Genomic DNA, 16,343 nt, shown 5'->3' with positions numbered 1-16,343 from the left:
TTTGTATATAGGGGCGAACCAGATGAAGTCACGGTTTCAATTATCAAGAAAAAAATGGGAAAACATTAAATACACTCAACAATTGCCCCATGACCAGCTTGAAGCCCAGAAAGATGAAGTGATTGATAAAAGCTTACAAGTGAATAGTAATTGGTTTAAACAAATTCTTGGAGATAATGATGACTTTGTCACCCGAAAGTTTATGATTTTTGGTTTATATCCTGCTGCTTTATTTTATCTATCGGATTTTGCAGATCAGCAATCACTGAATCAAGATATATTAAAGCCATTAATGTCTGTACCAACACATCTATTAGGTAAAAATATTGATAGAGATACACTCCAAGACACATTGATGAACGAAGTGCTATATCATAGCAAAGTTGTTATCAATAATAAAAAAGTGGAGCTTGTACAAAGTATCCTTCAAGGCGAAACAATTATCATAATTGATGGGGTACAAGAAGCTTTTCAAATTGGGACAAGAAAAGTAGAAAAACGCGCGATTAATCAACCTGAAACTGAACAAGTTATATTGGGACCGCGGGAAGGCTTTATTGAGACACTGAGCACCAATATCTCTTTACTCAGGTATCGACTACAAACACCGGATTTTATTGTGAAAACACTTAATGTAGGTGAGATGACAAAGTCTAAGGTTGCCATATGCTTCGTAAGAGGTCTTGCAGGGAAAGAATTGATAAAGGAAGTAGAATATCGTTTGTCGAAAATTGACATTGATGGGATTTTGGATGTTGGTTATATTGAGCAGTTTATCGAGGATAATCATATGTCACCATTTCCACAGGTTCAATCAACAGAAAGACCTGATAAAACAGTTGGAGGGATTTTAGAAGGTCGTGTGGCAATCATGGTAGATGGATCCCCGTTTGCCCTGCTTGTACCAGTTGTATTTAACCAGTTTTATCAAACAGCTGAAGATTACTCATCCCGTTATTTAATGGGAAGTTTTGTTCGTATCGCCAGAATCCTGGCATTAGTGTTTTCACTGATCTTTCCATCTATATATGTTTCTTTCATTTCATTCAATCCTGAGTTACTTCCAACAGAATTCGCAGTAGCAGTTGCAGGAGGACGTGCTGGTGTACCTTTTCCGGCTGTAATAGAAGTGTTGTTAATAGAAGTGGCGATGGAAGTTTTACGTGAAGCAACCGTCAGGCTTCCAAAACAGGTTGGGGGAGCTTTATCAATTGTAGGAGTACTGGTTATTGGACAGGCAGCGGTTGAGGCCGGGATTGCCAGCCCGATTACGGTTGTTGTGATTGCTATGACAACAATTGGATCATTTGCTACTCCGGCATATAGTGCCGCCTTTGCATTAAGAATGCTTCGCTTTCCAATCGTTATTTTGGCTGGGGTATTTGGCTTATATGGAGTTGTTGTAGGAGTTATCCTCATTTTTAATCATATGCTTTCACTTAAATCATTTGGTGTTCCGTATATGAGCCCTGTTTCACCTTTTAATATAGAAGGGATGAAAGATGTTGTGATTCGAGGACCCTTATGGTGGATGCCAAAGCGTCCGGGATTTTTACATACTAAAAATGATATACGAGTAAGGAAAAATTCTAAGCAAAATAGTACTACTGATTCTGAAAAGGCCGGTAATCATCGCCGGAAGGGGGATGAAGATGGAACATCCTAGGGAAATTACAACTGCTACAGCTTCAGGTGTATTGATAAGTACGATAATCGGAGTTGGAGTATTGCCGCTTCCATTATTTGCGGTACAAGCTAACAACACAGGTGCTCCTTTAGTTACTGTTATTGCCATCATTTTGGCCTTTATTGGATTAAGTGTTATTACAATTCTCGGTATGAGATACCCAAACCATTCTATTATTGGATACAGTCAAAAAATCATTGGAAAGTGGCTTGGCCTGTTTTTAGGAATTTTATTTGTCTTGTTTTTTTCTATATTAACAGGTCTGGCTTCCCGTGAATTCGGATCTGTTGTTATTTCAGCAGTTTTAAAAGAAACCCCTTTAGAAGTTACAGTGGTTGTCATGTTAGTATTAGCTGCTTTTACAACTAGACATGATATGACCACTTTCGCCTATATTCAATTATTTTACTTACCCTTTATCCTTGCACCTGCACTGATAATCGTGGTTTTATCGCTAAAGAATGGAAATATCCTATATTTGCAGCCAGTTTGGGGAAATGAGCCGGATATTCGTTTGATTATTTCCGGGGTTTTTATTATTGCAGCATTATTTCAAGGATCATTTGTAATGACAATAATCATTCCTTCAATGAAAAAAGCCAGAAAAGCAATGAAGGCAAGTATTTGGGCAATCATCATTTCAGGTGGTTTATATACCTTGATTGTGATTGCCACAGTGAGTGTATTTGGTACAGAGGAGACTAGGAAGTTAATATGGCCTACACTTGAACTTGCAAGAACAACGTCATTGCCGGGGAATATTCTGCAAAGACTTGATATTATATTTTTAGCCATTTGGGTTGTCTCCGTCTTTACTACGTTATTAACGAGCTATAAATTAACAATTCATATGCTGAGTCAATTATTAGGATTAAGTGATCATAAGATGATGTCTTTCTTTATCTTACCGTTTTTCTTCCTGCTTGCAATGATTCCTCAGAATGTTTTGCAGATGTATGAAATTATTAGAGTTGTAGGACAAATTGGATTGATTTTAACAATCGGAATTCCGGTTTTATTGTTACTCATTGATTCTGTAAAAAGAAAACGGAGAGCAAACAATGAACACATTTCTAAAGTATAGACTTATAGTGATCAAAGGATTATGTCTATTCATATCAGTTGTGTTTCTTTCTGGCTGTTGGGACAGTTTGGATATTGAGAAACGTGCAGTTGTTCTAGGTATTGCTATTGATAAGACAACTGAGGAGCACGGCAAAGAAGAAGAAAATGTGTCACATCTTTCAAATTCATTTCCTCGTCCAGATAATGAAATGATAAAAATAACTGCACAAATTGCTGTTCCTGGTAAAATCCCCCTTGGACCTGAAAGTGGAGGGGGAGATTCAGATCCTGTGTGGATCCTCGAAGTTGTCGGGCATACTATGGATGATGCATTAGCAAATTTGGAACAGGAAATATCAGATGACATTTTTCTTGGGCATTTAAGAATTATCATCATTAGTGAGGAATTGGCACGAGATGGAGTAGAACGAATTAATGATTTTTTTCGACGGAATTCAGAAGTTAGAAGAACTGCATGGCTCGCTATATCAAAAGGAGAAGCTAGTCAATTTATGAAGATAACCCCAACCTTTGAAAGGGTACCTGGTTTATATTTATCTTCAATGTTTGAAAATGCAGTAGATTTAGGCAAATTTCCATCTGATTTTATTGGAGAGTTTTGGACGATCCTCTCAAGTAAAGGACAGGATTCATTTTTGCCCTATATTAGTATAAAAAAAGAGGAAAATGTTCAAATCAAAGGACTAGCATATTTTAGCGGTGAAAAAATGGTAGGAATCAGTGATCCACTTGAAATTGGTTTCTTTATGGCAGTATTAGGAAATGGAAAAGGTGGGTATGGAGTTTTTGTCCAGACCCCTGACTCAGAAGACTATGTGATGGTGAGGATTTCCAGCAGAGTTGTTAAAATAGATACCAAAATAAAAGATGATCAACCTGAAATTACAGTCAATATAAATTATGAAGCAGAGATTGACGAAAAAGATGCACCTGAGTATGTAGAAATAGACGATTCAAAAATATTGAAGGAAATTGAAGAAGTTACATCAAAAAATACTGTTGAATCAATTCAAACATTCATAAAAAACACACAAGAGCAGGAATCAGACATTTTTGGGTTTGGTGAACATATAAGAGCAAAACATCCCCGGTTTTGGGATACAAAAGTGAAAACACCTGAAAAATGGCATTCATTATATAGGGATTTAAATGTAACGGTAAACTGCACAACAAAAATCCGACGCATCGGGATGAAAGCAAAATAATATCTTCCACTAGATGAGGAGAAGGGTAAAATTGTACATCGGATACATGAATTACCTTATTGCAATTTTTATTATTACAGGCTACTTAATTATGAGATATGACTACCCATTTTATAAAAACAAAAAAATGAAAAAAGAAGAAAAAGTAACGAAACTTATTGGACGAGGGAATATAGTTCTTGGTCTATTACTCTTTGTAGGTAATTTGGTCTATAATACATGGTTTAAATAATCAAAAGGGAAAGTTCTTTATTTCACTAAAAGAAATAGAGGACTTTTTATTTTGGGATTTTCGGCTTTCCCATGAAGAAAAAAAGAGTGTATAAAGGTATCAACATAACTTCCCATCGAAAAATAAAATAATTTGTAATTCCTTATATATTTCGACAACGTTTTTAATTTTCAGCCTGTAAACTTATACTTACTGATAAGGAATTGAGGAGAAGAGAACAAGAAAAGAAATGTAGGACACTACAAATGATAAGAGGATGTAGTGAAATCTACTAGTCAATTGATCATCAAAAGCTCGGGAAGTTATTAAGGAGGGATATGAGTGAGTGTGAACACCGTAGTAGAGCCTGTTGAGCGTTATTCTTCACTAGAAGACAGCATCTTAATCGAAATGTCTCATGAAGGAGATAGTGAGTCGCTTTCATTTTTAATAAGTAAATATCAACATTTGGTACGTTCCAAGGTGAAATCATATTTTTTAATAGGTGCGGATAAGGAAGATCTTTTTCAAGAAGGAATGATCGGTTTATATAAAGCAATCCGTGATTTTAGACAAGAAAAAATGGCTTCTTTCTATGCTTTTGCTGAATTATGTATCACAAGACAGATCATTACAGCTATTAAAACAGCTTCCCGTCAGAAACATAGCCCGCTTAATTCATCTATTTCTTTGGACAAGCCACTTATGAATGAAGAATCTTCTTATACTCTTATGGATGTCCTTTCCGGAGAGAATGTCACAAATCCGGAAGTATTTCTTATGAATAAAGAAAAGTTAAATGAAATTCAAACAAAGATTAATGAGTTATTGAGTGATTTGGAAAGAAGTGTCCTCTTACTCTATATGGAAGGCCACTCATATGCAGAAATTTCTGAAGAGCTAAACACACATGTAAAATCGATTGATAATGCTTTACAACGAATCAAAAGAAAGCTTGATAGACATATTGATTTTAGAAAAGTTGTTTAATAGAAATTAAACAATTCATATCAAGAAAGCTTCAGTCCCATTCAAAAGGAGGGACTGAAGCTTTTTTATTTTACTATCAGAAAGTATATAAATTTTATAAGAAAAACTAAGGCTTTCGCCATTAGGACTTGGCGACAAGCCAAGTTATTCTAATGTTATTTTTATATAAAAAATCAAATTTGAGAATTATTAACATTGACGAAAGAACTAATTTTCTTTAAAATGTTTTCTTATATTAATATAATATATTTTCCTTGTATAAGTTTAGGGATATGGCCTAAACGTTTCTACCTAGCTACCATAAATAGCATGACTACAAGGATTACATAAATCACAGGCAGTATGGCCTTTGTGTGTAATCTTTGTATGTAAAAGCTTTAGGGTAGAAGACTCTAAAGCTTTTTTTATACGATCATTTCATTGATTGTATCGCCATTATGAAACGGCGGTATGCTGAGTTTTTCTAATTTTGTTAAATCCAGGAGGTAAAGATGAAACAGTTCTTTCATTTCTCAGATAGAGGAACAACGTATCGACAAGAGATATTGGCTGGTATGACAACTTTCTTATCGATGGCATATATTTTAGTTGTGAATCCTATTGTGTTATCAGAAGCAGGTATAGACAAAGGGGCTGTATTTACGGCGACTGCTGTCTCAGCTATAATCGGGACCTTATTAATTGGCCTATTAGCAAATTATCCAATCGGGATTGCACCAAGCATGGGCCTTAATTCATTTTTCACCTATTCAGTTGTAATTGGGATGGGAATCCCCTGGCAAACAGCATTAACAGGAGTATTTATTTCCGGTGTATTATTCGTCCTACTTAGTATTTTTAAAATTCGCGAAAAAATTATTGAAGTTATTCCACAAGATTTAAAATATGCGATCGGCAGTGGGATCGGCTTCTATATTGCATTTATTGGCATGAAAAATTCAGGCATTATTCAAGCAAATGAAGCAACATTTGTGTCACTCGGTAATATTCAATCTGGTCCAACATTATTGGCCATATTCGGTTTTATTGTGACCGTTATTTTCATGGTAAAAAACATCCGTGGCGGTATTTTTTATGGAATGGTCATTACGTCAATTATTGGGATGTTGTTCGGAATTATTGAAAAACCAAGCGCGATCGTTGGAGCTATTCCAAGCTTAGAACCTACTTTTGGAGTAGCGTTATTACAATTAGATCAAATTTTTTCAATGGAATTATTAGCTGTGGTGTTTACCTTTCTTTTCGTTGCATTTTTTGATACCGCGGGTACATTGATTGCCGTTGCAAATCAAGCAGGCATAGTAAAAGAAAATAAAATACCAAATGCCGGTCGTGCACTTTTGGCAGATGCTTCAGCTTCTGTTGCAGGTTCTGTGTTAGGAACATCTACTACAGCTTCTTTTATTGAATCATCAGCAGGAATTGCTGCTGGAGGAAGAACAGGGTTTTCATCAATTGTTATTTCAGGGTTCTTTGCAATTGCTTTATTTTTCTCACCATTGCTTTCGGTTGTTACTTCAGAGGTAACCGCACCAGCTTTAATTATTGTTGGAGCTTTAATGGCAAGTGAGGTTCGTCACATAAGATGGGAAAGGCTAGAGATTGCAATACCAGCATTTGTGACAATCATTATGATGCCTCTAACATACAGCGTAGCAACAGGAATCGGTCTTGGATTTATTATGTATCCAATTACGATGCTTGCATTAAAAAAGCATAAAGAAATTAACCCGATTGTCTATGTATTAGCGCTAATTTTCATCGCTTATTTTGCGTTTGTTTTATAACTGTATATAGTCAAACGAACATTAACCAACGGTCTAGTAATGCAAAAGAGCCAAAATTATTAACTCAAAAAGATGACAAACGAAGAATTTATCGTTGTCATCTTTTTTATTTGTGCTATAATCAAACTATACTGAACAATATCGAACATTTAAGTACGATAATAAACAGAGGAGGGGTATAAATGGAATCACTTTTTTCTCTAAAGGGAAAAGTTGCTTTATTAACAGGAGCAAGCCGTGGATTAGGGCAAGGTATGGCAGTTGGTCTTGCAGAGGCAGGTGCAACTGTTATAGGTGCCGGAATGAGTGATATGTCGGAAACACGGAACAAAATTGAATCTATTGGTGGTACCTTTCATGATTTAAAAATTGACTTGTCTGAAGATCTAGCTGCACAAAAGCTAGTTTCTGAGGCGTTAGCTATAACAGATAGAATTGATATTTTAGTTAATAACGCCGGAATTATCAGAAGAGAAAATGCAGAGAGCTTTTCTGATGATGATTGGTATGAAGTGATTAAAGTCAACCAGCATTCTGTGTTTCAACTTTGCAGAGAGGTTGGAGGGCATATGCTTGAACATGGCTCAGGCAGAATCATTAATGTAGCGTCAATGCTTTCATTCCAAGGTGGATTAAGAGTGCCTGCTTATACGGCCAGCAAACATGCTGTTGCAGGGTTAACAAAATCACTTGCAAATGAGTGGTCGAGCAGAGGTGTTAATGTAAACGCTATCGCTCCTGGTTATATGGAGACAGATAATACATCTCAACTTAGAGCAAATAAAGAGCGAAATGAGTATATTACTTCCAGAATTCCACAAGGCCGTTGGGGAACTCCTGAAGATCTAAAAGGAGCTGTTATCTATTTAGCTTCGGATGCCTCAAGCTATGTAAATGGTCATATTTTATGTGTCGATGGTGGATGGATGAGCTCATAATGCCAAATGTTTTACATGAAAATCAAAAATCGAAAGGGGAAAGAAAAATGGAAATTAGACATGCTACAAATCCAACAGATTTTAAAGGATATTCGACAGAAAGATTGAGAAGTGATTTTCTAATGGATTCACTTTTTGTTCAAGGTGAAATCAATATGACGTACTCTCATTATGATCGAGTTGTAACAGGGGGAGCAATTCCTACAACACAAGCTCTTAAACTAGAAGATCAAGAAACTCTCAAAACAGAATATTTCTTGGAAAGACGTGAAGTAGGGATTATTAACATCGGTGCTGAAGGTACTGTACTAGTTGATGGGCAAGCGTATACGTTAAATAAAAGAGACTGTTTATATGTTGGCTTAGGAAACAAAGAGGTTTTATTCCAAAGTACAAACTCTTCAGATCCAGCGAAGTTTTATATTGTGTCAACTCCTGCACATAAACAATATCCAACGAAAAAAGCTCCAATTGAAGATGCGGAACCAAACCATTTGGGATCTGATAGTGAATCAAATAAGCGTACGATTTATAAGTATATTCATGCAGATGGTATACAAAGCTGTCAGTTAATGATGGGGATGACTTTATTAGAGCCGAACAATATGTGGAACACAATGCCTGCACATCTTCATGACCGTCGCATGGAAGTATATTTGTATTTCGATATGGATGAGAACTCAAGAGTATTCCATTTCATGGGTGAGCCTAAAGAAACAAGACATTTAGTTGTAAAGAATGAACAGGCTGTTTTATCACCACCATGGTCAATCCACTCAGGCGTAGGAACTAGTAACTACACGTTTATCTGGGCAATGGCTGGTGAGAACTATACGTTTACAGATATGGATGCTGTAGCGATGGAAGAATTAAAATAATTTTCGGGTAAGAATAGTGCGTTATCCTGAACTGGATAGTGCACTCTTTTTTATACATCAGAAAGTATATATTTATAAGTAAATATAGGGGGGAGTGAATGGGCTTGAATAAGTTTACAACACCAAAAGCACCATTGTTTCGTGATCCAATCTTCGATGGAGCTGCTGATCCGACTATTATATGGAATCATGAACAAAAAGAGTGGTGGATGATCTATACAAATAGAAGGGCAATTATTCAGTGTGAAGGTGTATCATGGGTTCATGGAACTGATTTAGGTATTGCGACCTCATCCGATGGAGGAAAATCATGGAACTACAGAGGGGTTATAGAAGGTCTTGATTTTGAAAGAGGCAGAAACACGTTTTGGGCACCTGAAATTATTTATCATAATGGAACTTATCATATGTATGTTAGCTATATTCAAGGAGTACCGAATCAGTGGGCGGGGCATAAACGAAAAATTATTCACTATACCAGTCAAAATCTATGGGATTGGAAATTGGAGTCTATATTAGAATTAAGCTCTGATTTTGTCATTGATGCATGTGTACATGTTATGCAGGATGGTCGTTTCAGAATGTGGTATAAGGATGAGGCGGATAATTCTTATACCTATGCAGCAGATAGTGCAGACTTGTATCAGTGGGAGGTTGTTGGTCCTGTTATTGCAGAATATCCGCATGAAGGACCGAATGTATTTTATTTTCAAGGGTATTATTGGATGATTGTTGATAAGTGGTCTGGTCAAGCCGTTTATAAGTCAAATGATTGTGAGGGGTGGGAGTACAATACAATGATCTTAGATCAACCTGGTGAAAGACCCGATGATTGTTCATTTGGCTATCATGCAGATGTACACGTTCAAGGAGATCAGGCATTTGTATTCTATTTCACCCATCCGGGAAGAAAAGAGGGTGTACGGGCAGATCAATATGAAGCAAAACGTTCGTCTATCCAAGTTGCTATGTTAAAGGTGGCAAATGGTACGTTAAAGTGTGACCGTAATGAGGCTTTTGAACTTGTTCTTTATTAATCTGTTAAAGTTCACTGTTTTCTAAACTCTATTGTCTGATAATTATATATGTATATCAGATTGTATTTTATATAATGAAGAGAAAAATGACTGGACCACTCTATCTTTAATTAGATAAAAATGTAAGGGTATTCAATGTAGGTTATTGATATTATAATAGATAAATATTATGGGATAAATGATTCATTAATAAGGAGGTAGTTACATGTATACTGGTAAAGGAGAAACACATTGGATTATACCTGATGGGTATATTCCACCACTTAGTACAGGGGAATTACTTAGTCACGAATCCATCTGTATGCTAAACTGTCACAATAAGGACGCACAAGCTTTTATTACGATCTATTTTGAAGATCGTGATCCATTGGAAAGGATTCCAATTGTTGTTCAAGGAAAAAGAAGTAATCATCTTCGAACTTCATCTTTAGAATTAAATGGTGAGAAAATCCCGGCAGGTGTTCCATATTCTATTGAAGTAGAGAGTGATCTTCCTATTATTGTTCAATATAGTCGGTTAGACTCGACACAGCCTGGTCTTGCCTTAATGTCAACAATGGGATACCCTCTAAGAGCATAAAATGACAGGGAACCGTGCTGCTGCAGAAAGGTTCCTTCTTACTAATAGCAGTTGAAAGCGGTTACCTACTAACTTTGAAAAATAATCACATTGGAGTCTTTAGATAATGAAAAACTTAAAGCTTTGTATTTTCAACAGATACAAGAACTTAAAAATTAAGTATAAGCTAATTATCATTATTTCGACCATAATGGTGGTTTGTTTATCGTTTATTATCTTAGGCTTTCAATATGCTTTTAATAGTTATGATGAACAAATTTATCGCAAGTCCTCACAAGTTCTAATCATGTCTTCTAACAGGATTGAAGACGAACTAAAAAACATTGAAGAAGTTTCCTATAGAGTACTGGCTGATAATAAAATTCAACAGGCATTAATTGAAGCAAAGAAAGAGCTTACTAATTACGATCAATATCAAATTGAAAAGGAAATTAGGGATACCCTGACAAGTTATATAGGATCTGAGGAGTATATTCAATCCATTCATCTGTTTGACACAAATGGAAAAGAATATCAGGCTGGTAAAATCACGGCATCTATTCTTTACGAAAATGCTGATCATCTTGAGCAAAGAGCAAGAGAAGGGGACGGAAGAAATGTATGGGTTTCTCTAAAAGATTCGCAAAATACTATCTTTTCTGCAAGACAGTTAAGATCTTATCAAAACCTAAGTCTTGATAACTTGGGAACATTGATTATTGAGGTGTCCTTAAATGACATCGTTAAGGAGCTTCCAAGAGAGTGGGGAGGACAAGAAGGACGTATAGCGATTTCATATGGAGAAGACATCTTTTTTGCTGAAGAAACATCCATACAGATTGATAAATTAAATTTATCTGTAAGTGATAGACAGGGGTATCGAATTCAAAAACTAGCTGAAAGAAATTACTTTGTCACATACTCAAATTCTACGTATGCCAATTGGACATATTGGAATGTGCTGCCTTTCGAAACAATGTTTGCAAAAGTTACGACAATTAAGTTTTTGGTCATTTTTTTATTTTTCGTTATTTTACTATCTTCCATCTACTTTTTCATTCGTTTTTCGAAAAGGATTACAGACCCAATTGAAAACTTGGTTTCAGCTATGAAAGTCGTTCAAAATGGTGATTTTAAAGCTGTTGATACATTTAGGCTTACCGAAGAAAAAGATGAAATAGGGATTCTTCACAGAAATTTCTTTGTCATGATTGAAAGAATCAATGATTTAATCAATGAAAACTATGAAAAACAACTTCTTATAAAGGATACGGAATTTAAAGCATTGCAATCCCAAATCAATCCGCATTTTCTCTATAATACACTCGAATCAATTAATTGGTTAGCGAAGATCAATAAACAAACCCAAATATCAAAAATGGTTGAATCACTGGGCTTTCTGCTAAGAAATGCAATTAGCTTAAAGGATGATGTGATAACCGTTCAAGAAGAAATCGAAATGGTTCAGCATTATATTACTATTCAAAAATTCAGATTTGAAGAACGTCTGGATTTTTCACTTAACATCAATGAAAATGTTAAAGGCTGTCTTATACCAAAACTGATTATCCAACCGCTAGTAGAAAATGCAATTAATTATGCACTTGAAATGATGATGGAGCCATGCAAAATTAAAGTTTCGGCATATAAAGCAGGGAAAGATCTATATCTTGCTGTTGAGGATAATGGACAGGGTATGGACATGGCACAACTTGAACAAGTGCGAAGGGGAGAATTTAAGACAAGAGGAAATGGGATTGGTCTTAGTAACATAGATTCTAGGATAAAATTTGTCTTCGGGTCAAAATATGGATTACAAATTGATAGCGAGTTAAACATTGGAACAAAGGTGCTCATTATCATTCCATATCAAACGAGGTGGAGTTATGTATAAAGTTTTACTAGTTGATGACGAAAGAATTATTTTAGAAGGTATTTCAAGTATCATAGACTGGGAAGAAATTGGTACTGAATTAATTGGTACTGCGCGTAACGGCCTTGAGGCCTATCATTTTATCGTGAGAGAAAAGCCGGATATTGTTATTTGTGACATCAAAATGCCGGGTATGACCGGGTTGGAATTAGTAGCAAGAGTGTCCAAAGAATTTCCTGAAGTGAAATTTATCATTTTGTCCGGTTTTAACGAGTTTGAGTATGCGAAACGAGCAATGGAGCATGGGGTAAAGCATTATTTACTAAAGCCTTGTAATGAAAAGAGTATTGTTGAAGCACTGACAAGTATCATAAATGATCTATCAACAGATGCAAAGAAAGAGCAGTCTCTCTTTGATATGAAGAGCCGTCTGGATCAGATCCAACCATATATGAAAAAGCAGTTACTCAAGGAATTCATTACAACCAAGCTTGATAATAATCAAGGTATTCAATTTTATGAAAAGCTTTTAAGAGTTAATTTTCATGATGAGTTTATAAGGCTTATTATTTTCCGTATTGAAGGAGAATACCATTACGAGCATATGTTTGTCATTGAAAATCTTGGAGAAGATCTATTTTCTGAATCTGTCTTATCAACGAATATCGGAGAATATGCATTATTTCTTGTCGATGAACAGGATTTTTCAGTTCTTCAAGATCAAATTGAACGATTACGCAATCATTTCTTTACCATATACGAAATGGATATGACTGTAGCGATAAGTGAGATGGATTGCATTACTAATGTTAGAAAACTATATTTAGAGGCACTAGAATGTTTAAATCACCGGTTTTATTTAGGTGAAGGAAGCATTATTACGAAAAATGATATCCAGCAGGATACGAAATTAACAGACTATGAATATGATGGACAAAGCTTGTGTCTATTTATAAAATCAGGGAATATCGAAAAGGTTGAAAATGAAATCATACAATTTTTTCAAGAGTTGGCAAATAAAAGACTATCTATTGGGTTAGCAAGATCATATGTTATGCAGTTATTTTTAGTCATGATCCAACATACTGATTCTAAAAGGATCCAATCTTATACAGGAAAAATGTCTTCATTGCTGGAAATGGACACAATCCAACAAATGAAAGAATCCTTTCTTATGACAGCAATTGACATTACTCAACATTATTATGAGAAACATAAATCCAATCATTCCGAAGTTATTCAGAAGATGATGGACCTCGTGGAGAAAAACCTGGCGAATACAGATTTATCTCTAAAATGGGTTGCTAATAAGGTGTATATGAATGCTGACTATTTAGGTAAACTTTTTAAACAGGAAACAGGTGAAAAGTTTTCCAGCTTTGTTACACAGCAACGGATAAATAAAGCCATGGAACAGATTGAATTAATGGATGATATTAAAGTATTTGCTATAGCTGAAAGTATAGGGTTTGGAGATAACCCACAATATTTTAGTCAGGTATTTAAGAAATTTACAGGTTATTCTCCTTCTGAATATAAGAAAGTCAATTGATGATAAAAGCTCACAATCTATTGAACTAGGTTGTGGGCTTTATTTGTAGGAGATAGTACCTGTAATAGATAGTAAGTCCAGGTTGTTTAAAAATAGTTGTCAGAATTCACTGTTTTTTGAACAGAGTTATCTGATTTTTGCATTTCAAAAGACCTATAAACCTAATAAAATAGGGATTGTAAGCGGTAACAGCAAAAAAAGAGGGGGAAGAGAAATGAAGAAATGGTTGTTTTGGTTATTAGCAGTTGTTATGGTATTTTCTTTGGCAGCCTGTAGTGGAGGAAGTAATACTTCTTCAGGAGAATCTACTTCAGATTCAGGTGGTGGAAGCGGAGATGAAGAAATTAAACTTCGTATTGCATGGTGGGGATCTGAGCCACGTCATGATTACACATTAGAAATAATCGAAATGTATGAGAAAGAAAATCCAGGTGTAAAGATTCAAGCTGAATATGCTAGCTGGGATGATTACTGGAAGAAGTTAGCACCACAGGCTTCTGCACAACAGCTTCCTGATATTATTCAAATGGACCTTTCCTATTTTTCACAGTATGCAGAAAATGGTCAATTAGCTGATTTAACTCCATATGTTGGAAATCAAATTGATACAACAAATTACACTGAAAATTATATTAACGGTGGAAAAATTGGTGATAAGTTATACGGCTTTAACTTAGGAGTAAACGTTGTTGGTCTTCATTTTGATGAAGCACTTTTAAAGAAAATCGGTGTTGATTCCTTAGCTGAAGATTGGACATGGGATGATTATAAGGAAATTGCTGCAAAAGCAAAAGATGCCGGTCTCTTTATGGATACAGGTATGAAAGCAGATGTTTTCTTTAACTACTACTTAAGAACACAAGGAAAGTCTTTATATAGTAAGGATGGTACTGCTTTAGGTTACGAAGATGATCAAATGTTTATTGATTTCTTTAATATGACATCTCAATTAGTAAAAGATGGTGCTGTTCCAACACCTGATTACCTTGCTCAATTAAAGGGTCTGGAGGATGATCCTGTTGTGAAGGAAGAAGCAATTGGAATTTGGCAATGGTCTAACCAATTTGTTGGTATTCAGCAGGTAGCTAATCGTCCGTTGAAAATTCACAACATGCCTGGGCCAAATACAAGTGATGGATTATATTTAAAGCCTAGTATGTTCTGGTCTGTTGCCGAAAATTCAAAACAAAAAGAGGAAGCAGCGAAGTTTATTGATTTCTTCGTGAATAATGTAGAAGCAAATAAATTAAATTTAGGAGATCGCGGAATCCCAGGCTCTTCTGTTATTAAGGAAGAACTGAAGCCTGTGTTAACACCGGAACAAGTTCAAGTATTTGACAGTGTTGAATGGGCTGAACAAAACAGTTCTGAATTCGATGGTCCCGACCCGATCGGTGCAGGTCAAGTTATTGAGCTTTTAGATAGCTTATCTGAACAAATGAATTATGGCCAAATGAAGGTCGAAGATGCTGCAAAACAATTTAGACAACAAGCAGAAAGCATATTATCTCAAAATAAATAGTGATTAAAACACTAGTAGCTGGTCATTATGGATCAGCTACTAGACTTTAAAATATCATCACTATTTGGGAGAAAGGAATTGATCGTATGAGTGCACGCGCCCTTAAACAAAATATGACAGGCTACGCATTTATTAGTCCCTTTATCATCGGGTTTCTAGCGTTTACGTTTATCCCAATTGTCGCCTCATTATACTTTTCATTCACACAATATAACCTATTCGCTTCTCCAACATGGATTGGTCTTGAAAACTATAAAAAAATGTTTACTGAAGATCCACGGTACTGGCAATCTCTTAAAGTTACCCTTATCTATGTTTTTGCCGGAGTCCCATTACGTTTAGGATTTGCTTTATTAATCGCCATGGTACTTAACACAGCTTCAAGAGCTGTAGGGTTATACCGTACTCTATTTTATTTGCCTTCTTTAATAGGAGGAAGTGTTGCTGTTGCCATCATGTGGCGTAATATTTTCGGTGATGAGGGAATTATCAACCTGTTGCTGGCATTCTTTAGTATTCCGGATGTTCGCTGGTTTGGTGACCCAACAGCAGCACTTTGGATGCTTATCTGTTTATCTGTATGGCAATTTGGTTCATCGATGTTAATTTTCTTAGCCGGATTAAAAGGTATTCCAATGACTTATTATGAAGCGGCAAGTGTTGACGGAGCGAACTTTTGGCAAAAATTCACAAAAATCACACTACCTATGTTAAGCCCAGTTATTTTATTTAATACAATTATGCAAACCATTGCAGCATTTATGACATTTGTTCCAGCCTTCATTATTTCGAAGGGTACTGGTGGTCCTTTAGATGGGACACTTCTTTACTCACTATATCTATTCATTCAAGGATTTGAATTCTTTAATATGGGATATGCGTCAGCGATGGCATGGATCATGCTTATTATTGTAGGGATTCTAACAGCGATTATCTTTGCTACATCGAAGTTTTGGGTTCACTATGAATCGGAAGGAGCGAAATAAGGATGCAAACAAATACAGAAATCAATACGGCT

General features: G+C 35.6%; 14 protein-coding genes and 1 riboswitch. All 14 genes read left to right on the top strand.

Annotation, left to right across the window (positions count from 1 at the left end; all coding sequences use genetic code 11):
* The first annotated feature begins 22 nt into the window (after positions 1-22).
* The 14 genes from BK577_RS21740 (at position 23) to BK577_RS21675 (ending at position 16,311) form a co-directional block, all read left to right on the top strand.
* Positions 23-1,666 (top strand): spore germination protein, encoded by a 1,644-nt coding sequence (locus BK577_RS21740; protein ID WP_078434857.1) that lies wholly within the window; start codon positions 23-25, stop codon positions 1,664-1,666.
* Positions 1,653-2,771, top strand: a complete 1,119-nt coding sequence (locus BK577_RS21735) for a GerAB/ArcD/ProY family transporter (protein ID WP_078434856.1) — start codon at positions 1,653-1,655, stop codon at positions 2,769-2,771. The genes BK577_RS21740 and BK577_RS21735 overlap by 14 nt, the downstream gene beginning before the upstream one ends.
* Positions 2,749-3,978, top strand: a complete 1,230-nt coding sequence (locus BK577_RS21730; protein ID WP_078434855.1) for a Ger(x)C family spore germination protein — start codon at positions 2,749-2,751, stop codon at positions 3,976-3,978. Before BK577_RS21735 ends, BK577_RS21730 begins: the two co-directional genes overlap by 23 nt.
* A 31-nt stretch (positions 3,979-4,009) precedes the next feature.
* Positions 4,010-4,210: a CLC_0170 family protein gene (locus BK577_RS21725; protein WP_078434854.1), complete on the top strand. Its 201-nt coding sequence runs from the start codon at positions 4,010-4,012 to the stop codon at positions 4,208-4,210.
* Between the two features lie 321 nt (positions 4,211-4,531).
* Positions 4,532-5,179, top strand: a complete 648-nt coding sequence (gene sigH / locus BK577_RS21720) for an RNA polymerase sporulation sigma factor SigH (protein ID WP_078434853.1) — start codon at positions 4,532-4,534, stop codon at positions 5,177-5,179.
* 234 nt (positions 5,180-5,413) lie between these two features.
* Positions 5,414-5,515, top strand: a riboswitch (purine riboswitch).
* 155 nt (positions 5,516-5,670) lie between these two features.
* Positions 5,671-6,966, top strand: coding sequence for an NCS2 family permease (locus tag BK577_RS21715; RefSeq protein WP_078434852.1), 1,296 nt, complete (start codon positions 5,671-5,673; stop codon positions 6,964-6,966).
* Positions 6,967-7,148: 182 nt separating this feature from the next.
* Positions 7,149-7,904 (top strand): 2-dehydro-3-deoxy-D-gluconate 5-dehydrogenase KduD, encoded by a 756-nt coding sequence (gene kduD, locus BK577_RS21710; protein ID WP_078434851.1) that lies wholly within the window; start codon positions 7,149-7,151, stop codon positions 7,902-7,904.
* 47 nt (positions 7,905-7,951) lie between these two features.
* Complete coding sequence (kduI, locus tag BK577_RS21705; RefSeq protein ID WP_078435358.1) at positions 7,952-8,782, top strand: 5-dehydro-4-deoxy-D-glucuronate isomerase; 831 nt, start codon at positions 7,952-7,954, stop codon at positions 8,780-8,782.
* Between the two features lie 98 nt (positions 8,783-8,880).
* On the top strand, positions 8,881-9,819 hold the full coding sequence (locus BK577_RS21700) for a glycoside hydrolase family protein (RefSeq protein WP_078434850.1): 939 nt from the start codon (positions 8,881-8,883) through the stop codon (positions 9,817-9,819).
* Between the two features lie 205 nt (positions 9,820-10,024).
* Complete coding sequence (locus BK577_RS21695; protein ID WP_078434849.1) at positions 10,025-10,399, top strand: sensory rhodopsin transducer; 375 nt, start codon at positions 10,025-10,027, stop codon at positions 10,397-10,399.
* A 106-nt stretch (positions 10,400-10,505) separates the two neighbouring features.
* The gene (locus BK577_RS21690) at positions 10,506-12,272 is read left to right on the top strand and encodes a cache domain-containing sensor histidine kinase (RefSeq protein WP_078434848.1); all 1,767 of its coding nucleotides are present in this window, start codon (positions 10,506-10,508) and stop codon (positions 12,270-12,272) included.
* Positions 12,265-13,803 (top strand): response regulator transcription factor, encoded by a 1,539-nt coding sequence (locus BK577_RS26685; protein WP_078434847.1) that lies wholly within the window; start codon positions 12,265-12,267, stop codon positions 13,801-13,803. Before BK577_RS21690 ends, BK577_RS26685 begins: the two co-directional genes overlap by 8 nt.
* 214 nt (positions 13,804-14,017) lie before the next feature.
* Entirely contained in the window at positions 14,018-15,325 is a 1,308-nt protein-coding gene (locus tag BK577_RS21680; RefSeq protein WP_078434846.1) for an ABC transporter substrate-binding protein, read from the top strand.
* An 86-nt stretch (positions 15,326-15,411) separates the two neighbouring features.
* Positions 15,412-16,311, top strand: a complete 900-nt coding sequence (locus BK577_RS21675) for a carbohydrate ABC transporter permease (RefSeq protein WP_078434845.1) — start codon at positions 15,412-15,414, stop codon at positions 16,309-16,311.
* Positions 16,312-16,343 lie beyond the last annotated feature (32 nt).

Origin of the sequence: Metabacillus halosaccharovorans, from assembly GCF_002019635.1 — a bacterium.
Taxonomy (GTDB): domain Bacteria; phylum Bacillota; class Bacilli; order Bacillales; family Bacillaceae; genus Metabacillus; species Metabacillus halosaccharovorans.
The sequence above is the reverse complement of the archived record's forward strand: the minus strand, read 5'-3'. Positions and strand labels throughout refer to the sequence as shown.